Here is a 26,094-nt window from a genome sequence, read left to right as displayed (position 1 = left end):
CCGCGATGAGCAACGACGATCGTACTCAGTTCATGCCGACGCCCGGTGGCCGTGGCGCCGACCCATTCCGCCCGGACTCTGGCCGTCCGGACCCTGGTCGTCCACAGCCGGCGCCCGCACCGCTGTCGATGCCGGCCGCCCCGGTCCTGACCGGTAAGGCCCAAGGCCTCAACCCGCTGGAAAGCGCGGCCGGTCCGCTGCTGGCGCTGTTGACGCGCCTGCGCAACACCATTGCCCATCCGGCTCCGGCCAGCCTGCGGGCGCAGCTGTTGGCGTACCTGCGTCAATTCGAGGAGCGCGCCGAAGCCGCCGGCGTGGTGCGCAATGACGTGCTGCTGGCTCGTTACGCCCTGTGCACCGCCCTGGATGAAGCCGTGTTGAGTACCCCCTGGGGCGGCACCAGCGACTGGGGCAAACAGAGCCTGCTGATCACCGTGCACAACGAAGCCTGGGGCGGCGAGAAGGTGTTCCAGCTTCTGGAGCATTGCCTGCAAAGTCCACGGGAACGCTTGTACCTACTGGAGCTTCTGTACCTGTGCATGTGCCTGGGTTTTGAAGGGCGCTACCGGGTGATGAACGACGGGCGCAGCCAACTGGAAGCCTTGCGCGAGCGCACCAGCGCGGTGATCCGCAGCGCCCGTGGCGACTACGAACGTGAGCTGTCGCCGCACTGGCGCGGCGTTACCGTGGCCCGGGATCGGCTGGCGCAATTCATGCCGCCGTGGATCGCCGTGGCCATCGGCGCGGCCTTGTTGCTGGCGCTGCTGTTCGGTCTGCGCATGAAACTGGCTTCCGATGCCGAGCCGGTGTTCAAGAACATCCATGCCCTGGGAGAAATCCCGGTGCAGGCCATCGACCGCCCCGTGGTGCAGCCCAAAGTGATCGAACGACCACGCCTGGCCGGTTTCCTGGCCGATGAAATCCGGGCCGGTCGGGTCGCGGTGGAAGATGCCGTGGATCGCTCGGTGGTGACCATCCGTGGCGATGAACTGTTCGCCTCGGGCAGCGCCAGCATCTCCGACGATCTGGAGCCGCTGATGCTGCGCATCGCCGATGCCATTCGCAAGGTCAAGGGCCAGGTCCTGGTGACCGGCCACAGCGACAATCGCCCGATTGCCACCCTCAGGTTCCCATCCAACTGGGCGTTGTCCGAAGCGCGGGCCAAGTCGGTGCTGCAAATCCTTTCGGCCAAGACCGGCCAGGCCGAGCGCTTCAGCGCCGAAGGCCGCAGCGACACCGAGCCGTTGGCTTCCAACGCCACCGCAGAGGGGCGTGCGCGCAATCGTCGGGTTGAAATCACAGTATTGGCGGAGGGGGTCGAGTGAAGGCGTTTTTCAGTTTTATGATCCGCTGGGTCATCCCGCTGCTGGGGCTGATCGCCCTGAGCCTGATCATCTGGTTCGTCGGCCCGTTGCTGGACTGGCTAGTGCCCGAAGGCCGTCGTTGGGCGTTGATCATCCTGGTGTTTGCGGTGTGGATCGCCTACCGGGTGTTTCGCATCATCCAGGCGCGCCGGCAGGCCGCCGAAGTCATGCGCAGCCTGGCCGCACAAACCCCGCCCGACCCTACCAGCATCGCGACGGCCGAAGAACTCGAAACCCTGCGCCAGCGCATGGACGAAGCCTTGGCGCTGTTGAAGAAAGCCAAGCTGGGTGGGGACGAGCGCCGCAACCTCTACGAACTGCCGTGGTACGTGATCATCGGCCCGCCGGGTTCGGGCAAGACCACTGCGCTGGTCAACTCCGGGCTGCATTTCCCGTTGGCCGCGCAACTGGGCGCCGGCGCGGTACGGGGCGTGGGCGGCACGCGCAACTGCGATTGGTGGTTTACTGACCAGGCGGTGCTGCTCGACACCGCTGGCCGCTACACCACTCAGGACAGCGACGCGACCGTCGACAAGGCCGCCTGGCTGGGCTTTCTCGGGCTGCTGAAAAAACAACGCGCCCGTCGCCCGATTGACGGTGCGTTCATTGCCATCAGTCTGTCGGACCTGCTGCTGGGCAGCGACGCCGAGCGCGCGGCTCATGCTGCGGCGATTCGCTTGCGCATCCAGGAGCTGTACACCCAACTGGGCGTACGCTTCCCGATCTACCTGATGCTGACCAAGCTCGACCTGGTGCCCGGGTTCATGGAGTTCTTCGACAGCCTGAGCAAGGAAGAGCGCGCCCAGGTCTGGGGCATGACCTTCGCCCTGGACGATGGCAAGAGCAACGACAGCCCGTTGGCGCATCTGCAAAGCGAATTCGCCGGCCTTGAGCAGCGCCTCAACGACCGCCTGGTGGAACGCTTGCAGCAAGAGCGCGACCCGGCGCGGCGCGACTTGATCTACGGTTTCCCGCAACAGTTCGGTGCGCTGAAAGATTGTCTGCAAAGTTTCCTCGAAGGCGTGTTCAAACCCAATGCCTTCGAAGAGCGTGTGCTGCTGCGCGGGGTATATTTCACCAGCGGCACCCAGGAAGGCAGCCCGATCGATCGCTTGATCGGTTCCATGGCCCAAAGCATGAACCTGGACCGCCAGCACCTGGCACGCCAGACTGGCACCGGGCGCAGTTACTTCATCGAAAAACTCTTCACCGCCGTGGCGTTCGCCGAGCGTGGGTTGGTGGGCGTCGATCCCAAGGTCGAGCGTCGACGCAAGTGGATCGCCCGGGGCGTATTGGCCTCCACGGTGGCTTTGGTGCTGGTGGTTTCGACGTTGTGGTGGATCAGCTATCGGGCCAACCAGGCGTACATCACCCAGGTCGATCAGAAAGTCGCGCCGCTGGGTCAGGCCGTGCAGAGCCTCAGTCCGGCACAACGCGATGTCCTCGCCGTATTGCCATTGCTCAACGCCGTGAAGCACCTGGCCGACGACGCGCCCGATTGGGCCGAGGGCCTGGGTCTGTATCAGGGCGACATGCTCGAAGCCGAGTCCGGCAGTGTCTATCGCAAGTTGCTGATCGCCGTGTTCGCGCCACGCTTGCTGACACGTATCGAAGAGCAACTGCACAGCGGCGGCAGTTCGGATTTCCTCTATGAAGGATTGAAGGCCTACCTGATGCTCGCTGACAACGAGCACTACGATGCCGACTTCATCAAGGCCTGGGTTGCCCTGGATTGGGACCGCAGCCTGCCGCGTGACCTGCCGGCCGATCAACGGCTGGCCCTGGGCGAGCATTTACAGGCGCTGTTCGAGCGTCGTCCGCCCACCGCCCGCCTGGACCCGCGCTTGATCGAAGACCTGCGCCGGCAATTGCAGCAACTGCCCGTGGCCCAGCGCGTCTATGACCGGGTCAAGCGCCAGAAACTGCCCGAGGGCATCGCCGATTTTCGCCTCAACGAAGCCGCCGGGCGCGACGCTGCGCTGGTGTTCAGCCGCAAGAGCGGCAAACCCTTGGGCGAGCCACTGAGCGGGTTCTTCACGGTCAAGGGCTATCGCCAGGGCTTTTTGCTCACCAGCCTGAACCAGGCTGGAACGCTGGCTGAAGAGCAATGGGTGTTGGGTCGCGACGAGGCCGGGCAGCAGGACGTCGCCAGCCTGGCCGCCGAAGTGCGCCGCCTGTATTTCCAGGACTATCAGCGCCAATGGGACGCCTTGCTGGCCGACATCGACTTTGTGCCGATCACCAGCGTGGCCCAGGCCGCCGATGTCTTGCGGGTCCTGTCCGGGCCAAGTTCGCCGTTGAAAAAACTGCTGGTGGCGGTGGCGAAAGAGACCGACCTGCAACAGGAGGAACGCTTGCTGGCGGCCCAAGGCGAGCAGGTCGAAGGCGGTGTGGACAAGCTCAAGGAGCGCCTGGGCAGCTTGCTCGGCCAGGAGCAAGCGGCGCAAAACGCACCCCAGGCCAGCGTTGATCCGGTCACTGCGCATTTCGCCGAGCTCAACAGCATCGTCAGCAAAAACGAAGGCGAACCGGCGGCTATCGATGGCCTGCTCGCCGACATGAATGCCTTGTACGTGCAGGTCAGCGCCATGGTCGGCGCCAGCGGCGACGCCCTGCTCGGCGAAGCCAAGAACCAGGCCCAGGCTGCTGCCACACGGGTCAGCCTCAACGCCGAACGCCAGCCGCCGCTGGTGCAAGGCCTGGTCAAATCGGTGGTCAACTCCACCACCAACAGCATGATGGGCGGGGTGCGCAATCAACTGAACGCCGCCTGGACCAGCGAAGTGGTGAACATCTACCGCCAGTCCCTGGCCGGTCGTTATCCCATGTCGCCGGGCAGTGCGCGGGACGCAACCCTGGACGACTTCGGTCAGTTCTTCGGCGTCGGCGGGGTGATGGACAACTACTTCCGCAAATACCTGCAGCCCTACGTCGACACCTCGACCCCGGCCTGGCGCTGGCAGCCGGGTGCGGCACAGAAGCTCGGTATCGCCCCTGGCGTGCTGCAAACCTTCCAGCGTGCGGCCACCATCCGCGATGCGTTTTTCCGTTCCGGCGGCACCCAGCCGATGGTGCGCTTCGAGCTCAAGCCGGTGGCGATGGACTCGACCATCACCCAGTTTTTGCTCGACCTCGACGGCCAGCAGCTGAGCTACGACCACGGCCCGAGTCGTCCGACCGCCATGCAGTGGCCCAACCCCGGCAGCATCGGCGTGGTACGGATCTCGATCCTGCCGCCCTCGGCCAATGGGCGCTCCGGTATCACTCTGGACGGCCCGTGGGCCTGGTTCCGCCTGTTGGAACAATCGGACCTGACCGCCGGCAACTCGCCGGACCGCTTCAACCTGCGGCTGCGGGTCGACGGCGCCAGCGCCTCTTACGAGCTGCGGGCCAACAGTGCCTTCAACCCGTTCAAGAGCCGCGTGCTCAGCGGCTTCAGCCTGCCGGAGCGTCTATGAGTACAGCGGGCTTCTATGGAAAGTTGGCCAGCCGCGGGGACTTCGTCAGCCGGGGCTTGCCCCAGAGTTTTATCGGCCCGTGGGATTCGTGGCTGGCGGCGGGATTGCTCGCCAGCCAGACCGGCCTGGGCGAGCGTTGGCTGGATGCCTATCTGGTCAGCCCGCTGTGGCGCTTCATGGTCGCGCCCGGGGTCTGTGGGCCCGACGCCGCCGTGGGCGTGGTGATGCCGAGTATCGATCGGGTCGGCCGCTATTTTCCGCTGACCGTCGCGGTGTTGCTGGAGCCCGACGCGGACCCGGCGTCCGTGGTGGGCGGTGCGGACGAGTGGTTTGAGCGGGTGGAGAACCTGTTGCTGAGCACGTTGAGTGTGGAGGCCAGTTTCGAAGCGTTCAACGAACAGTTGGAGACCCTCGGCAGCCCGATGTATCTGCCGCGCACGCCGAGCAGCCGCTTTGCCAGCCTGCATCGCTTCGACGCCACCGACCCGCAGCGGCGCATGAGCGCCCTGGCCGAAGCGGCCTGCGAAGGCGTGAGCGTGTGGTGGGGCCAGGGTTCGGAACGTATCGCGCCCGGTCTGATGCGCTGCCAGGGTTTGCCGGCCGCCGCTGATTTTGCGCAATTTTTGCTCGGCCAAGAAGGTGTTGTGTAGATGCGTCCAAGTGCTGGGAAAGCCTTCAAGTCTGCAAGCAAGAGCCATGTCGGCATGGTTCGCCAGGTCAACGAAGACGCGTGCCTGGAACTGCCGGAAAACGGCCTGTGGGTGGTCGCCGATGGCATGGGTGGGCACGCGGCGGGCGACTACGTCAGTAGCCTGATCGTCGACAGCTTGCGCGGCATTGCCGCGGGCCGCTCGCTGGACGAATACGTCGCCGCGCTGCACAGCGACTTGCTGCGGGTCAACGCCGCCGTGCGTGAAGAAACCGCCAACCGTGGCGTGACCATGATGGGCAGCACTGTGGTGGTGCTGGTTGCGCGGGACCTGCGCGGCATGTGCCTGTGGGCCGGTGACAGTCGTTTGTATCGCCTGCGCGACGGCAAGCTCGACAGCATCTCCCGCGATCACAGCTACGTCCAGGACCTGCAGGACAGTGGCCTGCTCAGCGAAGCCGAAGCCCGGGTGCATCCACGGGCCAACATCGTTACCCGTGCCATCGGGGTCGAGGCGCAACTGAATCTGGCGATGGTCGAGTTGCTGCTGGTGCCCGGCGACAGCTACCTGCTGTGCAGCGACGGCCTGACCAAGACCGTCGAGGACGATGAAATCCGTGAAGTCCTGAACCACGACGATCCCGGTGAGATCGCCAGCAGCCTGGTGTCCCTGGGCCTGATGCGTGGCGCGCCGGACAACATCACTGTGGTTGTCGTGAAGGTGCCGTCATGAGCTTGACCTTGAACATTGTCATCCCTGGCTACGACATCGAAGGGCCGATCGGTGAAGGCGCGATGGCCAGCGTCTACCTGGCGACCCAGCGCTCGCTGGAGCGCAAGGTGGCGCTGAAAGTCATGGCGGCGGCGCTGGCTGCCGACCCGACGTTCTGCGAGCGCTTCCTGCGCGAAGGCAAGACCCTGGCGCGTCTGTCCCACCCGCACACGGTCACCATCCATGACATCGGCAACGTCGGTGAGCTGTATTACATGGCCATGGAATACCTGCCCAACGGCACGCTCAAGGAGCGCATCGCCGCCGGCCTGTCGCCGGAGCAGGGCCTGATCTACATCCGCCAGATTGCCTCGGCCCTGGGCTACGCCCATGGCTTGGGCCTGGTGCACCGTGACGTCAAGCCGGCCAACATCCTGTTCCGCGCTGACGGTACGGCGGTGCTCTCGGACTTCGGCATCGCCAAGTCTCTGGACGACCGCACCCAATTCACCCAGGCCGGTTTCGCCGTCGGTACGCCCAGCTACATGAGCCCGGAACAGGCCCGTGGGCAAGACATCGACGGTCGGGCCGACCTGTATGCCCTGGGCGTGGTGCTCTACGAAATCCTTGTCGGCAAACTGCCGTATACCGGCAACGACGCGCTGTCCACGGCCCTGGCGCACTTGACCGAACCGCTGCCGGAGTTGCCGGTGCATCACGGTCATTACCAGGACGTACTGCGCAAACTGCTGGCCAAAGACCCGGCGGAGCGTTTCCCGGATGCAGCGGCTCTCTTGCGGGCGCTGGACAATCTGCCTGAGGAATCGGCGCAAGCGACGCTGATCCGGCCGTTGCCGCTGCCCGTGTCGACGCCACCGAGCGGCGATGACCTGGCTGGATTGACTCCGGTGTCCATCGATATTCCGACAGGGCCGGCACAGCCGCAATCCCAGCCCAAGCCAACCCCGCCGCCGGTGAGCCCGACTCAACGCTCTAGCGTTTCGTCGCAGCCCAAGACCCCGCTATTCGCCCTGGCCGCCGTCGCGGTGGCCGTTGCGCTGGCGTTGGGGGGTGGGGCTTATTGGTGGCTGTCGGGCGATGGTGGAGAAGCCACGAAGCCGCCGATTGTCTCGACGCCGCCGGTAAATCCACCACCGGTGAAGACTCCGGAAGTGCCTGCGGCAAAACCGCCTGTGGCAACGCAGGCCGATGGCGGCCAGCGTCCATTGTTGATGGCTGGCAAGAAAACCCTGTTCCAGCGAGTGCTGAGCAAACCGGGCGCCAAGCTCACTGAAGAAGCGGGCGCTGCGCCGGGCAAGGCTTTGCCGGCGTTTTCCGTGCTCTACGTGTATGAGCGCAAAGACCTCGATGGCAGCCCCTGGTTGCGGGTCGGCGCGGCCACGGACGGGCGCAGCGACGGTTGGTTGCCGGCCACGCAGGTCAGCGACTGGAAGCAAAGCCTGGTGCTCAAGTTCACCGAGCGTTCCGGCCGTGCGCCGGTAATGTTCCTGCGCCAGCCCGGCGAAGTGGAAAAGCTGCTGGCCGACCCTTCAGCGGCCAGGAATGTCTTGCTCAAGGCCCAGCAGAACCGTGAAGACAATCAGCAAGTGCTGGCCCTGGAACCGGCCGCCAGCGCCGTGCCGCAGAATCAGTTCTACCTGTTGCCGATCTTCGATTCCCGCGAAAGCTTCGATGAGACCGGCCAACCGGTGCAGCTGCTGAACGTGGCCTCCATCGATCCCGGCAACACGCCGAAGGCTACCCCCAACACGCCCATCAGCACCGCCAACGCCGACGCGTTCCGTACCGCCGTGGTGCTGGTGGTGGACACCACCGTGTCGATGCAGCCCTACATCGATCAGGTCCGCGACGTGGTCCACGAACTGCAAAGCCGCATCGCCGAGCGTGGCGAGCTAGACAGTGTCAGCTTCGGCATGGTGGGTTTTCGCAGCAGCACCCAGAAAACCCCCGGCCTGGAATACGTCGCCAAGACCTTGATCACCTTGGAGCAGGGCCGCGACCCGCAACGCTTCATGGAGATGGCGCGACAGGTCAAGGCGTCCACGGTGTCGAGCCATTCGTTCAACGAGGATGCGTTTGCCGGCGTCATGGAGGCGGTGGAGGGCATGGACTGGTCCGGCTATGGCGGGCGCCTGATTCTGTTGGTCACCGACGCTGGCGCCCTGCGCAAGAACGATCCGTTTGCCGCCACGCAAATGAACGAGGCCGAAGTGCGGCAGGCGGCGCTGGGTAAACAGATCAAGATCTACGCCCTGCACCTGCTCAGCGACGCTGGCAAGAAAACCCACGGCGGTGCGCAGAGCCAATATCGCACCCTGACCGCCGACGCCAACCCGCAGATCGGTGACCTGTACATTCCGGTGCCGGGCGCCGATGTGCGCAAGTTGGGTGAGCGCGTCGACGAGATCGGCTCGGTGTTCGCCGACCTGGTGCACCAGGTGCGCAGCAACAAACCGCAAAGCGTGCCCCACTTGGGCGCGGCGCCGAGCCTGAGCGATAAATCGGCGGCGGTGGGCTACGCGATGCACATGGACTTTTTGGGGCGCAAATCCGCCAGCCAGGCCCCGCAATTGGTCAGCGCCTGGACTGCCGACCGTGACCTGACCAACCCGGCGCTGCCGGCGTTCCAGGTGTGCGTGATGCTGACCAAGCTGCAACTCAACGACTTGCAGCAGTCGCTGAAGCTGATCGTCGATGCGGCGCGCAAGACCCAGACTTCGCCCAAGGATTTCTTCCAGGAAATCGCCAGCGCCAGTGCCTACATGAGCCGTGATCCTTCGGCGTTGCGCAAGGGCGGCAACCTGGCTGATGGCGGGATTCTCGGTGAGTACCTCGAAGGGCTGCCGTACCGCAGCAAGTCGCTGAACATGACCCAGGATTTGTGGCTGTCCCTGAGCGTGGCCGAGCAGGAAGATTTCATCGACGAGCTGGATTCGAAAATCCGTCTCTACGAGACCTTCCACAACGATCTGGCTAACTGGGTGCGGTTCGGCGATGCCGAGCCGGGCGATGCCCTGTACCGCGTTCCATTGTCGACGCTGCCGTGATGCTGAATATGAGCGCCGTACACAAAAGCCGGGGCGTCGGCAGCCAGCGCTACAGCCTGGTGATTCCACGGCTGCAATTGCGTGCCGGCGAACAACTGGCGGTGGTCGGCCCCAGCGGTTGCGGCAAGAGCACTTTGCTGGATCTGCTGGCCTTGGTGCTGGCGCCGGATCAGGCCGGGCAGTTTGACTTCACACCGGCCAACACGCCGTTGGACATCGCCGCGCTGTGGCGTGCGGGGCAGCAGGGCGCCTTGGCGGACCTGCGCAGCCGGCATCTAGGTTATGTGCTGCAAACCGGTGGTTTGCTGGGTTTTCTGGACGTGCGCGGCAACATCGAGTTGTCGCGCAAACTGCTTGGCATGGCGGATGACGGCAGCGTCACGCGCCTGGTCGGTCAACTGGACATCGCCGACCAACTGGGCAAGAAGCCGGCGGATTTGTCCGTCGGCCAGCGCCAGCGGGTCAGTTGCGCCCGCGCCTTGGCGCATGGGCCGCGCCTGTTGCTGGCGGATGAACCCACCGCAGCCCTCGACCCACTGAACGCTGAGCGGGTCATGCAGTTGCTGGTGGCCCAGGCTCGCGATCACGGTGTGTGTTGTGTGGTCGCCACCCACGATGAGTCACTGGCCCGCGCCAGCGGTTTGCAGGTGCGGCGCATCAGTTGTCGTCGCGACGCAGATGGTGGCGTCACCGCAACCCTTGGGGAGGCTTGCTGATGCGCGGCGCGCTGGTGGCTTCCCTGGCCTGGCAGGATTACCGCAACGACGCCTGGCTGTCGGCCTGTTCGGTGCTGGCGCTGGTGGCGGTGGTCGCGCCGTTGCTGGTGTTGTTCGGCCTGAAATTCGGTCTGGTCAGCAGCCTCACCGAGCGCCTCGAGAATGATCCGGCTACCCGGGAAATCATCCCGTTGGGTGGCGGCCGGTTCAGCGCTGAGTTCGTCGAGCAATTGGGCCGGCGCAACGACGTGGCGTTTGCCCTGGCCCGCACGCGGCAGATTGCGGCCACTGCGGATTTGAGCCGCGAGGCTGAGCCCGTCACCGTCGAGATGATCCCCACGGCGGCCAATGATCCTTTGTTTGAGCGCCTGCCGGTGCCGCAAGGCCTGGATCAAGTGGTGCTCAGCCACACTGCCGCCGAAAAACTCGGCGCCAGGGCCGGTGATTGGCTGCAGGCCAGTTTCGCTCGGCAGGTGGCCGGTCGTAGCGAGGCGCAGCGCACGCGCGTGCAGGTGTTGCACGTACTGCCGCTGCAAGCCTTTGCCCGGGATGGTTTGTTCGCGCCGCTGGCGCTGCTGGAAGCGGCCGAGGATTACCGCGACGGTCGCGCCGTGCCCGCGTTCGGCTGGCCGGGCGACGCGGTGGGGCAGAGCGCGCAGCGGGTCTACCCGGCGTTTCGCCTGTACGCCCGCAACCTGGGTGATGTGGAGCCGCTGCGCGAGTATTTCGCGGCGCAGAACCTGCTGGTGTCCACCCAGGCCCAGACCATCGCACAGGTGCAATCGCTGAGCCGCAACCTGTCGATCGTGTTCTGGATCATCGCTGGGTTGGCGTTGGCGGGAGCGTTCGCGGCGATTTTTGCCGGTGCCCTGGCGGCGGTCGAGCGTAAGCGCCGGGAACTGTCGGTGTTGCGCCTGCTGGGGGTTTCTACGGCGGCGCTGTTGTTGTTCGTGGTGTTGCAGGCGCTCTACAGCGCCGCACTGGCGGCCTTGTTGAGTGCCGGGCTGTATGGCCTGGCGCAGTCGGGCCTCAATTATTTATTTGCGCAGTTGCCGGGCGAGTACGCCAGCCATCTGTTGCCGCGTCACTACACCTTGGCTCTGGTGGCCGTGCTCGGCGTCAGCGCCGTGGCGGCGGCTTGTGGTGGCTGGCGGGTGGCGCGCATCCAGGCGTGTGAAGGAATTCGCGATGTATAAGTTATTGGGCGCCGCCGTGGCGCTGAGCCTGGCCGGTTTAACCTGGGCCGACGAAAGCACCGACAAACTGGACAACCCCAAACCGCTGCCCGGTGACGTCAGCCTGCCGCTGCCGTGCGAAGGGCAAATGGTGTTCCGTTACGTCTACATCCTCGCCCAAGGCACCCTGGATGATCGGGAGATCAGCCTTGGCTACCCGTTCAGCGAGGGCGAGGCCGGCTATAAGCAGTCGTTCATTTCCGGTTACCGTCGGGACTTCATCAACGGCCAGTTCACCCTCAAGGACCTGCCCAAGGACTGGAACAAAACCATCGCGCCGTTGATGCCCAAGGCTGACGCCAAGACCCCGCTCAAACCGATGCTGTACTTCATCGGCAAATACGAGGTCACCGCTCGCCAATACGCCCAGGTCATGGCCCAGGCGCAGTCGTTGGCCAGCGGCGAACCCGCGCCGGCCTGCGAGACCCTCAAAACCGAGCTGCCCCAAGGCATGGCCGGGCGTTTGCCCAAGGTGAAACTGTCCAAGTTCGAGGCCGAACGTTTTGCGGCGGTGTACAGCGCCTGGCTGATGAAATACCACAAGGATCTGCTGCCGGTGAGCGGTCGCGGCACCTCCGCCGAAGACGGCGGGCTGGGCTTTGTGCGTTTGCCCACCGAAGTCGAGTGGGAATTCGCTGCTCGTGGCGGGCAAGCCGTCAGCCGCCAGGACCTGGAGGGGCGCTTGTTTCCCCGACGTCTGGAAGGCAGTGAAAGCGACGGGCCACTGGCCGACTGGGCGGTGTTCAATCAGGTCGCTGGCGGCACCGGCCAGGCGGCGCGGCTGATGCCCGTCGGGATCAAACTGCCAAATCCCATCGGCTTGTTCGACGTGATCGGCAACGCCGCCGAGATGGTTCAGGAGTCCTTCCAACTGGTGCATGCCGGTCGCCGCCAGGGCGCCTACGGTGGCTTCGTGGTCAAGGGCGGTAACTACCTGGAAGGCGAAGGCACGCTGTTCACCGGAATGCGCCGCGAGTATCCGTTGTTCGCCGCCGACGGCACCGAGCAAAGCAACGAAACCACCGGGTTCCGCGTGGCGGTCGGGGCATTGTCGGCGCCGCGCTCACGTTACAAAGAGCTGTTCGCCCAATGGGAGAAAGAAGGCCGCCTCGCATCCCTGACTGATGCCATCGATGAAGCCGAAGACCCGACCAAGCGCCTGGACAGCATCATCGCCGCCAGCGTCGACCCACGCCTGCAGGCCGAGCTAGGGCTGGTCAACGAAGAGCTCAAGCGCAACGTCTCGCTCATCGCCCAGCAGCGCGAGGAAGCGGCGGGCAACCTGATCCAGTCGGCGGCCCTGGTGGTCGAGACCATCAATAACTACAACATTCGCCTGACCAATTTGCAGAACAGTCGCCAGCAGGCCTTGGACGCCAAGGACGAGGCCAGCGCCAAGCTGTTCGCCACGGCCATCAACAACGGCCGCAGCGCGCTCGAGGGCGCCGTGGCGATTTACATCGACAACCTGGCCACCGGCACGCGTTACACCGATGCCGTGATCCAGGCGCAGTTTCAACGCATCAAGGAGGAATTGGAGCGCAAGCCGGTGCTGGGCAAGAGCCTGGTGGCGCGCGCAACGTTATTCGTTCGCCATGTCGGTCAGTATCGTCAGCAAAAACGAGCCGACCCGGCGGCGATATTGAAGGAACTGCTCGCATCGAGCAGTCAGCGGTCTTGATCGTTGATTGTCAGCGAGCTTGGAAGGGACTCAGACGGCGGTGGGCCGTGCTGAGCTGGTCAACACTTAAAAAGAGAACACAATCATGCTTTTCTCCCGTAAACCTTTTGCTTCGGTTTCCAAGCGTCACCTGCTGATGGTCGCTGTCGGCTTCAGCACCGTCCTGACCGGCTGCGCTACGTCGCCGACTTCCAAGGTCGCGTCGAGCACCAAGGTCGAGTACTACCCTAACTGCTACGAGCCGGTGCAGCACTTGCGTTCCACCGAGGGGAACATGACCAAATCGGTACTCACCGGCGCAGCCGTCGGTGCGGTCGGTGGTGCCCTGTTGGGTGCGCTGACCGATTCGGAAAACCGTGGCCGCAACGCCGCCATCGGCGCCGCCGGTGGTGCCTTGGCCGGTGGCGCAACCGGTTACTACACCGAGCGTCAGAAGCAGATCGCCGATGACAACCAGCGCATCGCCTCCTACGCCGCTGACGTCAACAAAAGCGCCGCCGATATCGATCGCAGCACCGCGTACGCCAAGGCTTCGCAGCAGTGCTACCAGAGCGCGTTCACCAAGCTGGTGGCCGACCGTAAGGCCAAGACCGTCAACGAAACTGAAGGCCGCAAGCGCCTGGCAGAAATCGTCTCCGGTCTGAAAGAGTCCAACGACCTGATCGTCGCGGTCAACGGCAAAGCCGCCGAAGACCTGAACAACTACACCCAGGCCTATGAAAAAGACCTGCAACAAGTGGGTGTGCAGCGTACTGACGTGGTGACCGTAGCGACCGCCGAAACCAAGCCGGTTGTCGCTTCGACCAAGACCAAAAAAGCGGTGAAACCGGCGAAAAAGCCGGTGTTGCCAACCGTGCCGAAAGAAGCGGTCACCACCGAAAAAACTCTGCAGACCGCCAAGGCCAAGCAGGATGAAAGCAAGCAGGTCGCCAGCGCCGGCACCAGCCAGGTCAACAGCATGTGCAAAAACCCGGACCTGGGTGACTGGGCACCGGTGCCTTGCCCGAATGTTTGATTGACTGTTGCTGATCATTCCCTCGAGGGAGTGATCAATGCACAAAAACCTGTGGGAGCGAGGCTGCTCGCGATAGCGGTGGTTCAGTTGGCATCAATGTGGACTGATACGCCGCCATCGCGAGCAGGCTCGCTCCCACATTTGTTTTGTGTTGGTTTGAATATCCGCGACTGCTCTCAATCCCCTGTGGGAGCAAAGCTTGCTCGCGAGGCGGCCTGACAGCCGGCCTGGCTCTCCCGGTTGTACGTCGATCAAACTGTGGGAGCGAGCCTGCTCGCGATGGCGGCCTGATAGCCGGCCAGGATTTGGTTGACTGGGTACATATCCGTTGCTGCGGTAGCGGCTGCTGGCGGTTCCGCCCTTACGGCGGGTCACTTTTGGCAAACGCCCCAAAAGTAACCAAAAGGTCTTGCCCCACCACTCGGTGCCTCGCCTAGGCTCGGCATGCCCGAACGCAGGCATTGCTCCGTGGGCCCGCCGCGAAGGGCCATCCATGGCCCAGCGCGGCTATCCCGGCATCCATGCCGGGATGCCCACTACGCAATACCTGCGTTCGGCCAGCGTGGTTAACGGGGCCCCCAGATCAAAATCAAAAGCGAGGCGGCCTGACAGCCGACCTATCTCATGCGGCTGTGCATCAATCGGACCTGTTTGAGCAGGCACTTGTGGGAGCAAAGCTTGCTCGCGAGGCGGCCTGACAGCCGGCCTGGTTCTCCCGGTCGTACTCCAATCCAATTGTGGGAGCGAGCCTGCTCGCGATGGCGTCGGCACAGTTTGCATCAAAGCAAAGCTCTACCCCTTGGTCCCAGGCGCCGCCATCTCCTTCGTTTCCAAATGATCCAACGCCCGTTCAACCAACAACTGAACCCCATCGGCCATGCGGCTGATTGCCAGGGCGACGCAGCGGCGTGAGTCATCGACATCGTCAGCCAGGTCGGCGGCAATGGTGCTGATGGAGAGCAGGTCTTCGGAGGCATTGGCGAGCAGGGTTTCGGTGTCGATGTGAGGGGCGACGATGAAAAGCTGGTTTTTATCGGGTTCGGGCGGTGAGGAAGGTTGGGGTTTGAGGTAGTAATCGAGGGCGCGGGTGGCGGCGTCTTCGAGCTTTTTTTCTTCGAGGGCTTCGACGCGGGATTTATGGCCGCTTTGCGGCGGATTCGGTGTTGCTTTGAACATAATGATTTCCCTGGAGGTGGAGCCGACACCCATCGATTGCACTTCGAAAAAGGTGGCAGCTGTACGTAGGTGTGCAAGACCGGTCCAGGAACCCGGCAGACCCGAAAGTCTCCCACGCGCAGCCGCCATAACAGTCGGCGAGCATAGAAAAATGCTCGGCGAATAGCCATAACGAATGCGTTCCTAGATCGGACTTGCACGTCCGTGTCACCGTTTTTTGCGATGACGGACAAAGGTTAGCGGCGCTCGAAATCGCTGCCTAGTTCATGAACAACGCTGCGTATTGAAGGAAATGTCCGAGGGTTTGGCGGGGGAAAAGATCAAAGGATCGCAGTCTTCGGTAGCTCCTACAGAAGTGGATGTAGGAGCTACCGAAGACTGCGATCCTTTGATCTTTCGCTTGGAATTCCATGCCCTGCGCAATTGATCAAGACTTGTTGGGCGACAACTCCGCCATCCCCTTGAGCAACTCGATCGGCAGCGGAAAAACGATGGTGGAGGTCTTGTCCCCGGCAATGGAGCCCAGTGTCTGCATGTAGCGCAGTTGCATGGCGCCAGGCTGGCGACCGAGCATTTCGGCGGCTTGCATGAGTTTTTCCGAGGCTTGCAACTCGCCTTCGGCGTGGATCACCTTGGCCCGTCGTTCCCGCTCTGCTTCGGCTTGCCGGGCGATGGCGCGGATCATCGATTCATTGAGATCCACGTGCTTGATTTCCACGTTGGCCACTTTGATACCCCAGGCGTCGGTCTGGGCGTCCAGCACTTGCTGAATGTCGCTGTTCAGTTGCTCGCGCTCGGCCAGCAATTGGTCCAGGTCATGTTTGCCGAGAACGGCGCGCAAGGTGGTCTGGGCCAGTTGGCTGGTCGCCATGAGGAAGTTTTCGACCTGGATAATCGCCTTCTGTGGATCGAGCACGCGAAAGTACAACACCGCGTTGACCTTCACCGAGACGTTGTCGCGGGTGATCACGTCCTGCGCCGGTACGTCGAGGACAATGGTGCGCAAGTCGACGCGGATCATCTGCTGCACCACGGGAATCAGCAGGATCAGCCCGGGCCCTTTGACCTGCCAGAACCGGCCGAGCTGAAAAACCACCCCGCGTTCGTATTCGCGCAGGATCCGGAACGTTGAAGCCGCCAGTGCTATTAACAGCAACAACAGCATCGTGAAACCGATTTGCATACCCATATCAGGCTCCTTGTGAATCAGCGGCGGCCACTTCCAGTAGCAGACCCTTGCGTGCGATGACCCGCACGGCCTGGCCAGGCCGCAGCGGCATCGCGCTTGTCACCTGCCAGCGTTCGCCTTCCAGCTGGATCCAGCCATGATGGTTATTGCCGGCCTGTAACGCTGTCACCGCCGTGACGCTGCCCAACAACGCGGCATCGCCGCTGACGGGTTGGCGCGGTCGGGTTTTCAATGCGCGGACCAGGAGGGCTATCAGCAAAAAGCCACTGATCAGACCCAGGACGATCATCAGTGGGACCGGTATATCGGCGTTGGTCAGGATGATCGCGCCAATGACGCACAGAATGATGCCGCCCAACCCGGCGACTCCGTAGTTGGGCAGGGCGGCCTCGGCGATCAGCAAGGCCACGCCCGCGGCAATCAGCCAGAAACCCAAGGGATTGGCCGTCAGTAGCGCGAGTCCGTCAGCCGCCAATGCGGGCCCGCTCATGGCCAGCAATGCGACCATCAAACAGCGAATGTTCACTGGATCCTCCGCGATGTGATTGGGAACTCTATCTAGAGTCTAGTTCACGCGTGGTTTGATCGAATTTTGATCAGTCTGGCGGTCGTCAAGAGGCTAGACTGCGGGGAGTAACCCAGCCATCCGATCTATGCTCAGGAGTCCCGCATGCAATCCCCGATCCACAGCCTGCCCGCGCTGTTCAAACAATTGGGCCTGTCTGACGACCCCGTTGATATCGACAAATTCATCACGACCCATTCACCCCTCAAGCCTGAACTGCACTTGGCTGACGCGTTTTTCTGGAGCACAAGCCAGCAGCAGTTACTGCGTGAAGAAATCCTTGAGGACGCGGACTGGGCGGAAGTGGTGGACCAGTTGAATGTGTTGCTGCGCAAGGGACGCAACGAGTGACACGGAAGCAGAACCTGTGGGAGCGGGCTTGCTCGCGAATGCGTCGTATCAGCCAGCATCACCGACAACTGGCCCAGCGCTTTCGCGAGCAAGCCCGCTCCCACAGAGAAAGGTTGTTATTCTTTACTGTTATTAATAAATAGCTTCTTATTCCTTAATCAATCTGGCTCACCTCCCTATACTCGCCTGCAACAGACACGCGGGAGAGCACCCATGCGCAACGAATCGATTCGCTACCTGATTGTGCCGGGCTGGCAAGGATCGCCGCAAAACCACTGGCAAACCCATTGGCAGAACAGCCTGCCCAACAGTGCCCGGGTCGAGCAGGCCGACTGGTTGACCCCTCGGCGTGAAGACTGGGTGGCGGCGCTGGCCGAAGCCATTGCCGCCGACAGCAGGCCGGTGATCCTCATTGCCCATAGCCTGGGTTGCATCACGGTTGCCCATTGGGCGGCCAGCGCGCCGGTGCAGTTTCTGCAGCAGGTGCGCGGGGCGTTACTGGTGGCGCCGGCGGATGTCGAACGGCCGGCCTGCGCGCCTGCGTTGCGCAATTTCGCGCCGATTCCCACCGATCTGCTGCCATTTGCGAGCCAGGTGGTCAGTTCCGACAATGACCCCGCCGTAAGCGTTGAGCGCGCGCTTGAACTGGCGCGTCATTGGGGCGCCGAGGCCGGGATTCTGGCCGGGGCGGGGCATATCAATGTCAAGTCTGGCCATCAGCGTTGGGAGCAGGGGTTCGCCTATCTCTATCGTCTGCAAACCCGCATGGAGCACCACGCCCTGCGTCGCGCCTGAATTTTTTTGCCCTCCCGTCTCCCGGCGGTTGGGGCGGGAGTCTGCCATGAGCTTGCATGAAACACTGGGTCAGCCGTTGCTGACGTTTCCCGACGCACAAAAAAGCCCCCTGAGCATTCGCGCCAAGGCGTTGGTGTTCGTCGACCCGCGTTCGCGGCAACTACGCCACGCATTGGAGCAACTGGCGCCGCGCTCGATCGCGGTACTGATTCGCGGCCAAACCGGTACGGGCAAGGAGTTGCTTGCCCGTTACCTGCATCGTGAAAGCGCTCGCGGTGGGCTGTTCGTTTCGGTCAATTGCGCTGCGATCAGCCCGACTTACGCCGACGCCGAATTGTTCGGTTATGCCGTCGGCAGCCACAACGGCTCGGCCAGTAGCCGCGCCGGCTGGTTCGGCTCGGCCAATGGCGGCACCCTTTATCTGGATGAGATCGGCGATTTACCGCTGCCGATCCAGCTAAAATTGTTGGCGGCTCTGGAGAACCACGAAGTCATCCGCGTCGGCGCCCACCAGCCCAGCCCTGTGGATGTGCGCCTGGTTGCGGCCACCAGCATCGATCTGGCGCAAGCAGTGGCTGCCGGTAAATTCCACCAACGGCTCTATGACTATCTCAGTGAAGGTCAACTCGAGTTGCCGGCTTTGCGCGAGCGGGTGGGCGATATCCTGTCCCTGGCCGAGTACTTCCTGGGCATCTACAGCCAGCGCCTCGGCCTGGCGGTGCCGCTGATCAGCGAAGCCGCGCAGCACGCGCTGGAACGGCACGACTGGCCGGGCAATACCCGCGAGTTGGAGAACGTCATTCATTTTGCGTTGCTGGTGAGCACCGGCGATCAAATATTGCCAGAACATCTCAATTTACCGCATCAACCGACACCCGCAACGGTGATTGAGCAAATGGTTCTTGAGTTGATCAGGCAAGGTGACCGGCAACAACTTGAGCGATTAAAGACATGGATCGCCGGGATCTGATGCCTGCGTCAATAATGTTACTGAATCATTTGAGTACTGATGATTTTTATATTGTCGGCGTTGTTGTTGCGCGGATCCCGTAAATGTTGGGGCTGTTTCATTTTGCGGCCAGTTATAAGTTGTCATTCAAATAATTTGTCTGGGTTTTGATCTTGATTGGTGGCGCCGTAGTGATGGTTAATTAAATGGCGCAAGCAATGTGGCGACCAAACTGGAAGGCTGCCACTTATCAATCAAGTAACGGACTAAGGATTTGAAAATGGAACTTAAGAATAATGAACCTGGCGTGGCGACATGGTCGGACCTGAAAACCTTTAAGATTTTTTCAGTCTCGGGCGGTAATCAGTTGTACCGCAACGGTTATCAGCAATTGAAGGTTAAAGTGGTTGTCGAGGTCGAAGACTGGCTCTGGGGCAGTGTCGCTCTAAGCCAGTCCGAGCTGGACTCCATTGTTCTGGTCGATGCATTGACCGGATTGGCATTGACCAAAGACCGGCACCGCGAAGACATCAAAGACTGGAGGTACACCGAGCGGGAGGACAGCCGTTTTCGCCAGCTTCCTCCGAATGGCCCTATCCAAGGCTCGGTGCCGTCGGGTGAGTTTGTTTACACCAAAGATTTTTATGTCACGACCCGTTCCGACACACCGATAGATTTACAGCTGTGCATCACGCGGGCCGATGGCAAAAGATTTCTATCTTCCAAGGCCAGCGAGTTTGGCTCTCTGGTATTGATTCCACTGGCGCCCGCTGTTTACCGAAGTGAGCAGTACTCTGTTCGCGCCATCCCCGCCTACTATTCCAGCCAATCGCCTGATATCGCGAAAGTCGAGGGTTTTGTCCTGGAGTTGATCGTTGACCAGCAGCGAATGGAATTTGTGGCGGACTTTTATATGAGGACGCATCTTCAGATAGGAAGCTCGGACAATCGATACTCGGGTTATTACGTGGTGGGCTATGGCGATGGCCGCGCAATACGAACGTCAGCCTATTTGAGTTGGGAACGGCCGGATGCGGTAGGAAGGAATTTAAGCGAAAAGGGCGCGGTTGCATTCGTTCTCGCGTTCGGAAAAAAGGGTGGGCCGGTGTGGGTCCGAGAGAATAGAAACAGTGCTGCACTGGAAATGCGTGATGTATTTGGAAATTTCCATCAACTGCGCGTCGGGATAACTGAAGAGACGTTGGCGGTCTGGGTCGCCCGGTAAATCAGAAACCATGTTCAAGGAAGAATAGATGAGTCGCTCAGTTCCATTCAAAGAGCAGTTAACTTCGGCTGCCTTCAGGTTTGATAGTTTCATTCGCTCGGGTGTTGATCCTCGTACCGGTAGTTATAGTTGCAGCGTGGCGCTGGATGCAGCGCCCACTGACGCAGCCGGCGGGTCGAAGGTGCCGCTTACCCTTTCATATGATTCCTTCAATAATCAAAACATGGGTTTAGGCATCGGCTGGTCCCTGCGCACCTGCAGCTATGAGCAACGCCGACGCAAGCTGACACTGTCGAACGGCGTGACCTATCAGCTTCTGGTCAGCGAAGGCCAGGCCACGTTCAAGGATAAAAAGCTCGATAACCTGAACGTTACGGTGCAAGGCGATGAACTTGTCATTGAGCACATCGATGGGCGGACCGAAATACTCTCGCGCCCCTCTGCAACGGCTGAGGAGTGGCTGCTGACGCATGCGTATTGCCCCAATGGCAAGCAAACGCGCTATGCCTACAGGCTCATCTCCGGACAGCGACGTCTGACGGAGGTTTATCACCAACATCACCGCCTGTTGAGTATCGACTATGCCCAGAACGGAGGAACGCCACCGACCATTACCTTGTGGCCGGATATGCCTTCAAAAAGACTCCAATACCGGTTCGCGCTCAACAATGAACTACTCCAGCGCATCATTCTGGTCACGGCCGAAAATAATCAGTTGATGTGGTCCTTTGGTTATCGGCGAATCAATGGTTTTTTGCTGATGACCAACGTCCAACAGCCAAGCGGCGCGCAGGAAACGCTCAGTTACAGGCCTGAGGGACATCGCTTGCCTACGGGGGCGCCGGTCTCTTCGTTGCCGGTTGTCGTCCAGTCGGTCATGTCCCCCGGCGGGGGGCAGCCGGCCATGATGAGCCAATATGAATACTCGCGCAGAAACTTTCTCGGGTTCGATTCGCGCGCGCTCTGGACCGCTGACAGTGATGTGCTTTATGGCTTGAGCGGGCAGTACGAGTACGCTTGCACCCAGATACAGATCGCCCTGGATGAAGGTGGTCAGCGTGAGGCGTCTCGCGTCACGCGTACCTACAACCGCTTTCATTCGATGATTTCGCAAAGAACGATCAGTGGCGGCAAGATGCAACTGCGGGAGATCGAATACCACGATGTCCCCAATAGGGCTTTCGAGGATCAGCCCCCACAGTTCCAGATGCAACGCGTGGTGCGCGACAGCTTCTTTGACAGCAGCGATGCCGCGGATGCGGGGCGCAGTAGAATCAGAAGCGAGGTCACCCGCACGTCCTATGATGAACATGGGAATCTGCTGGAAAAGACCAGTCCGAGCGGAGTGCGTGAAGTCTATGAATACTTCCCCGCACAAGGGGATGCTGACTGCCCTGCCAGTCCATTGGGCGTGCCGTCCTTGCTCAAACAGAAGTCCATTTTCGCTTCCCCTGACTTCGCTGCCGCGCCTACAACGGTGGTCCGTTACACCTACGCTGAGCTGCCTTCGTTACGTCCCGGTGGCGGCCGTTGTGTGCAGCTCGCCAGTGAAACACTGTACGAAGACGGCGTCAGCGAGCCACGGGTGGACTGTCGATTAAAGTACGTCAATGACGTCAATGACGTCTTCCATGCGAGGCTGCAAAGCAAAGTTGAAACGGTAGGCGGTGTGCGGACTGAATACCATTATGCCTACCAGCGTGAAAACGGGCATGTCCGCACCGACCAGACCTTTAGCGCCGAAGGCGTGAGGCACTTGCGACAGAGCTGGCATGACGAGTGTGACTGGCTGATCAAGACCCGTGAATCCGGGGGCAGCAGCGTCAGCATGAAATACGATTCGCTGGGGCAACTGATCCGTGAAACGGTGATGCCAGGCACCGACAGCGCAGCGTCGCGTCAATTCACCTATCAACCGTTCACACCCGAAGATCCGTTTGTCACGGTCATCGTCACGGATTCGCGGGGTGTCCAGACAGCGACCCGCAGTGACGGGGTCGGCCGCACCATCAGCGTCCAGAAGCAGGATGTCGATATGCCTGGCGCGCCCATGCGCCTGATCTATCAGGCCGAATACGACAGCCTCGGGCGCCTGAAGGCGGATGAAGAAACCGACTGGTTCGAGGGCCAGGCGAAATCACTGAAAACCCTGTACGAGTATGACCCGTGGGGACATCAGAGCCGCGTCCGTCGCCGTGGACAGGTGATCGTGCATGATGAGGTCGACCCGGTAGCGCTCACTCGCACACAGTGGATGGAAGGCGCCGGCAAGACGCGTACGTTCACGAACGTTTTTGGCAAACCGTCGCGCATCGAACGGGTGGACCTGTCGGGCGTTGTTCGAGAGGTCACCGCCTACGAATACGATGGGCTGGGACGGTGCATCAGGCAAAGGGCTTCTGACGGGGCGGTGACTCGCTACAGCTACGATCTGGCGGGCCGGGTCCTGAGTACGGTTTTGCCCGACGGTACGGTCATCAAGAAGCAGTACGCGGTACACAGCCAGGGTGACCATCCCACGCAAATCAGCGCCAATGACTACGTGGTGGGTAGCCGAACCTACGATGGGCTGATGCGTATTACGCTCAATCGCTCAGGTGGTCGCACTGAACGATTGGTCTATGAAGGCTCCAGCAGGAACGCTTCGCAGAGGATCACTGCGGCCGGCAAAGTCCTGCGGTTCACCCTTGATCCGTTGCTCGATGATTGTGTCACCGAGCGCGCAGGCAGCCAGGCGCCGGTTTCGACAAGGCATCGTTTTGATCCGCGCACCGGCCTGCTCCAGGAGTCGGCCAACGCGCTGGTGCAGCGACGCATAGAATATTCTGCGTCCGGTCGGCTCAAGCAGGAAAAATGGGTAACTGCGCTCGACCGGTTCGAAAGTTCGCAAACCCACTCGTTGATGGGAAAGCCAATTTGCCATACAGACGTCAACGGCGCGGATCGCACCTGTCTTTATGACGAAACGGGACGGTTGTCGGGCATCACCCAAGGCCGAGTCCGCGTCGCCTACTCGTACAACGCTCAAGAGCACCTCAGTTGTATCACCGTCACCGACGCTCAATCGGGCCTGTCGATGGTCACCGACCTGGTGTACGACGAGTTTGGCCGCGAGGTTCTTCGACGTTCCTCCTCCCAGGAAAAAGACGTCCTGGAGTTGGCCCAGTCGTTCGGCCCCGGCGATAAGCTCAGCCAGCGCACGCTCAAGGTCGGGAACGTCCTCCTGCGCCTGGAATCGTTCACCTATGATCTGCGTGGCCGCTTGGAGCGTTACGCCTGCAAGGGTGAGCAGGCGCCCGTGGATACGCAGGGAAAAGTTATCGTTTCCCAGGATTTCACTTACGACTATCTCGATAACATTCGTCAGGTCACCACCCGTTTCGTAGGTGGCGAGAACATTGCGAACTATCGGTATGACCTGGCTGACAAAACGCAACTCAGTGCCGTCATCCACAGTCATCCCGACTATGTGGCGGGCAATACAACCTTCAGTTATGACGCGGACGGCAATCTGCTCAACGATGGGCAAGGGCGCAGGCTGCTTTATGACGAGTTGGGCCGCCTGGAAAGCGTGACGTCGGCGGACTCCAGATCGACGTTGGCCCGCTATCGGTATGACGCCGCGGATTGGCTCCATGCCTTTGAGCTGACGGGGGAGAAGGCATACCGGCGTTTCCACCATCAAGAGCAGTTGTGCAGCGAAGTGGCGGGTGACGAGAGGCGCAGCATCGTGCGCGAAGGGCGGCAGTTGCTGGCCCTGTTGCAAGGCCAGGAGACGGCGCTGTTTTGCACCGACGCTTACGGCAACGTCCTGCAGGCACTTTCCGGTGCAGACACCACCACGCAGGCTTATTCACCCTATGGGCAACGCCCGGTGTCCGACGGGTTGGGTAGCCTGTTCGGTTTCAATGGCGAGCCGCTGGACCCCGTGACGGGATGTTACCTGCTGGGTAATGGCTACCGGGCTTACGATCCGGTACTGATGCGATTCCACCGGCCCGACAGTTGGAGCCCGTTCGATGGCGGCGGCCTCAATCCTTATGCCTATTGTCTGGGAGACCCGATCAATCTCAGCGACCCGACAGGCCATATTTCTGCCTGGGGTTGGGTCAAGATAGGTCTTACTGCTGCTTTTGCTGTGGCTTCCGTCGCATTGACCCTTGCGACCCTTGGCGCATCCGCACCTTTGGTCGGGGTGTCATTTTCGGCTGCGGCGGCGTTGACGCTGGAAGTGGTGTCAGGCGCGGCATCGATTGCATCGGTGGTGTTGACGGAGGCAGCCCCGGATGCCGTCGCCACGCAGATTCTCAGTTACACCAGTATTGCGCTGGGTGTTGTGTCCGGCGGGGCTTCCCTGGCGGGCAAGGTATTGGGCAAAGGCACAAGCGTGGCGTTGCAGAAAACCGTCGAGGCACTCGGTGATACCGTGACATTGAATCGTGGCAATGCCTTGCGTGCGGTACGTGTTGGTGAATATGCCAAGGCCGCGAGCCGTCTGATTCCTGAAGGCGGGCGGCGTAACTTCATCGCTGTGCAAAACGACCTGAGGAATGTACTGACAGCCAAGGATGTGGTCGGTTACGTCAAGTATCCGGTTGACGGCGTCAGGTACACGATCGATAGAGACCGGTACATCGAAAAAGCCAAAGAGTATCTCCAGCGCGCGGACGAATTTTTCGGCAGCCAGTCGCTTTGGCAGGCACAGGACGAAATCTATGGTGACGTCAGGAAGCGAAGCGCCGATATCCGATTTGCCTGACGAGGAAATTACGCCTGCTCATTTATGGCTTATGGGTATAAGCACCTCAATAAAAGATATTGTTAAGGCATAAAAAATATCGGTATCGTCCACATCACGCCAGCGATAGCACTTCGCTGGCACTTCCATTGTTTGACCGTGGTCCATGACGACGGTGATCTTCGATAAGGACACTGCATGAAAAAGGTTCTGTTATTCACCGCGTTGGCAGCAGCCCTGACCTCGGGTCTGGCCCAGGCGGCGGAGAAACTCGTCGTGGCGGCCACCCCGGTGCCCCACGCTGAAATCCTTGAGCTGATCAAGCCGGCCCTGGCCAAAGAAGGCGTGGACCTGCAAATCAAGGTGTTCACCGACTACGTTCAACCCAACGTACAGGTTGATCAGAAGCGCCTGGACGCCAACTACTTCCAGACCCTGCCGTATCTCAAGAGCTTCAACGAAGGCAAAGGCACCGATCTGGTGACCGTGATCGGCGTGCATGTGGAACCGTTCGGTGGTTACTCGAAGAAAGTCAAAAGCCTGGCCGAACTCAAGGACGGCGCGACCATCGCCATCCCCAACGAAGGCAGCAACAGTGGTCGTGCCCTGATCCTGTTGCAGAAGGCGGGCCTGATCGAGCTCAAGGACCCGAAAAACGCCCTGGCCACGCCCAAGGACATCGCCAAGAACCCGAAAAACTTTCAGTTCAAGGAGCTGGAATCGGCCATGCTGCCGCGTGTGCTGGATCAGGTCGACCTGGACATGATCAACACCAACTACGCCCTGGAAGCGGGTCTTAACCCGGCCAAGGATGCGCTGGTGATCGAAGGTTCGGATTCGCCCTACGTGAACTTCCTGGTGGCCCGCCCGGACAACAAGGACAGCCCGGCCATGCAGAAACTGGCCAAGGCCCTGACCAGCCCGGAAGTGAAGGCATTTATCGAGAAGAAATACAGCGGCGCGGTACTGCCGGCGTTCTGATCGAACAGCAAGGATTTTAAGTTTCAACGCCGACGGCTTTGCCAGCGTCGGCGTTTTTTTTGTGCCGACGCTCAGAACCCGTCTTGATCGATGTAGCTATGCAGGCGGTTTTTTCAATGCGCGGCGCAGGGCCACGAGCAGTTTGACGATGTCGCGTGGGTCGAGGTGTTGCGGGGCTTTCACGTCAGCCATTGTGATCTTCCTTGTGATGGGGGCCAGGCAGTCTG

General features: G+C 61.3%; 18 protein-coding genes. 15 read left to right on the top strand and 3 right to left on the bottom strand.

What is annotated here, in order from left to right; all coding sequences use genetic code 11:
• Positions 1-5 precede the first annotated feature (5 nt).
• The 9 genes from PSH91_RS25865 (at position 6) to tagQ (ending at position 13,898) form a co-directional block, all read left to right on the top strand.
• Entirely contained in the window at positions 6-1,325 is a 1,320-nt protein-coding gene (locus PSH91_RS25865) for a DotU family type VI secretion system protein (RefSeq protein WP_047226778.1), read from the top strand.
• Positions 1,322-4,822, top strand: coding sequence for a type VI secretion system membrane subunit TssM (gene tssM / locus PSH91_RS25860; RefSeq protein ID WP_076383102.1), 3,501 nt, complete (start codon positions 1,322-1,324; stop codon positions 4,820-4,822). The genes PSH91_RS25865 and tssM overlap by 4 nt, the downstream gene beginning before the upstream one ends.
• Positions 4,819-5,472 carry a type VI secretion system-associated protein TagF gene (gene tagF / locus PSH91_RS25855; protein WP_076383101.1) on the top strand — a complete coding sequence of 218 codons (654 nt, stop codon included), beginning with the start codon at positions 4,819-4,821 and terminating at the stop codon, positions 5,470-5,472. The genes tssM and tagF overlap by 4 nt, the downstream gene beginning before the upstream one ends.
• Positions 5,473-6,204, top strand: a complete 732-nt coding sequence (locus PSH91_RS25850; RefSeq protein ID WP_047226781.1) for a PP2C family serine/threonine-protein phosphatase — start codon at positions 5,473-5,475, stop codon at positions 6,202-6,204.
• Positions 6,201-9,251, top strand: coding sequence for a serine/threonine-protein kinase (locus PSH91_RS25845; protein ID WP_305466941.1), 3,051 nt, complete (start codon positions 6,201-6,203; stop codon positions 9,249-9,251). The genes PSH91_RS25850 and PSH91_RS25845 overlap by 4 nt, the downstream gene beginning before the upstream one ends.
• Complete coding sequence (locus tag PSH91_RS25840; RefSeq protein ID WP_139048778.1) at positions 9,251-9,967, top strand: ABC transporter ATP-binding protein; 717 nt, start codon at positions 9,251-9,253, stop codon at positions 9,965-9,967. Before PSH91_RS25845 ends, PSH91_RS25840 begins: the two co-directional genes overlap by 1 nt.
• Positions 9,967-11,163, top strand: a complete 1,197-nt coding sequence (locus tag PSH91_RS25835) for an FtsX-like permease family protein (RefSeq protein WP_305466940.1) — start codon at positions 9,967-9,969, stop codon at positions 11,161-11,163. The genes PSH91_RS25840 and PSH91_RS25835 overlap by 1 nt, the downstream gene beginning before the upstream one ends.
• The gene (locus PSH91_RS25830; RefSeq protein WP_305466939.1) at positions 11,156-12,883 is read left to right on the top strand and encodes an SUMF1/EgtB/PvdO family nonheme iron enzyme; all 1,728 of its coding nucleotides are present in this window, start codon (positions 11,156-11,158) and stop codon (positions 12,881-12,883) included. Before PSH91_RS25835 ends, PSH91_RS25830 begins: the two co-directional genes overlap by 8 nt.
• Before the next feature lie 85 nt (positions 12,884-12,968).
• The gene (gene tagQ / locus PSH91_RS25825; protein WP_047226786.1) at positions 12,969-13,898 is read left to right on the top strand and encodes a type VI secretion system-associated lipoprotein TagQ; all 930 of its coding nucleotides are present in this window, start codon (positions 12,969-12,971) and stop codon (positions 13,896-13,898) included.
• 792 nt (positions 13,899-14,690) lie between these two features.
• Here tagQ and PSH91_RS25820 read toward each other — a convergent pair.
• From PSH91_RS25820 to PSH91_RS25810, 3 genes are all read right to left on the bottom strand, one after another.
• Positions 14,691-15,074: a DUF6124 family protein gene (locus PSH91_RS25820; protein WP_305466938.1), complete on the bottom strand. Its 384-nt coding sequence runs from the start codon at positions 15,072-15,074 to the stop codon at positions 14,691-14,693.
• A 427-nt stretch (positions 15,075-15,501) separates the two neighbouring features.
• Complete coding sequence (locus PSH91_RS25815; RefSeq protein WP_047226796.1) at positions 15,502-16,263, bottom strand: slipin family protein; 762 nt, start codon at positions 16,261-16,263, stop codon at positions 15,502-15,504.
• Position 16,264: 1 nt separating this feature from the next.
• A complete protein-coding gene (locus PSH91_RS25810) occupies positions 16,265-16,789 on the bottom strand; it encodes an NfeD family protein (protein ID WP_047226797.1) in 525 nt (174 codons plus the stop codon).
• A gap of 144 nt (positions 16,790-16,933) precedes the next feature.
• On the opposite strand from PSH91_RS25810, the gene PSH91_RS25805 reads away from it, so the two are divergent.
• The 6 genes from PSH91_RS25805 (at position 16,934) to PSH91_RS25780 (ending at position 25,867) form a co-directional block, all read left to right on the top strand.
• On the top strand, positions 16,934-17,179 hold the full coding sequence (locus PSH91_RS25805) for a DUF2789 domain-containing protein (protein ID WP_047226798.1): 246 nt from the start codon (positions 16,934-16,936) through the stop codon (positions 17,177-17,179).
• A 213-nt stretch (positions 17,180-17,392) separates the two neighbouring features.
• Positions 17,393-17,974, top strand: a complete 582-nt coding sequence (locus PSH91_RS25800) for an alpha/beta hydrolase (protein WP_047226799.1) — start codon at positions 17,393-17,395, stop codon at positions 17,972-17,974.
• A 46-nt stretch (positions 17,975-18,020) separates the two neighbouring features.
• Positions 18,021-18,944, top strand: a complete 924-nt coding sequence (locus PSH91_RS25795) for a sigma 54-interacting transcriptional regulator (RefSeq protein WP_076383250.1) — start codon at positions 18,021-18,023, stop codon at positions 18,942-18,944.
• Between the two features lie 259 nt (positions 18,945-19,203).
• Positions 19,204-20,148, top strand: coding sequence for a hypothetical protein (locus PSH91_RS25790; protein WP_173406412.1), 945 nt, complete (start codon positions 19,204-19,206; stop codon positions 20,146-20,148).
• 28 nt (positions 20,149-20,176) lie between these two features.
• On the top strand, positions 20,177-24,907 hold the full coding sequence (locus PSH91_RS25785; RefSeq protein ID WP_305466937.1) for an RHS repeat-associated core domain-containing protein: 4,731 nt from the start codon (positions 20,177-20,179) through the stop codon (positions 24,905-24,907).
• Positions 24,908-25,084: 177 nt separating this feature from the next.
• Complete coding sequence (locus PSH91_RS25780; RefSeq protein WP_047226803.1) at positions 25,085-25,867, top strand: MetQ/NlpA family ABC transporter substrate-binding protein; 783 nt, start codon at positions 25,085-25,087, stop codon at positions 25,865-25,867.
• The last annotated feature ends 227 nt before the right edge of the window (positions 25,868-26,094 follow it).

This window comes from Pseudomonas sp. FP1154, assembly GCF_030687245.1.
In the GTDB taxonomy this organism is placed as follows: Bacteria; Pseudomonadota; Gammaproteobacteria; order Pseudomonadales; family Pseudomonadaceae; genus Aquipseudomonas; species Aquipseudomonas rhizophila.
This window is presented reverse-complemented; position numbering and strand designations above follow the sequence as displayed.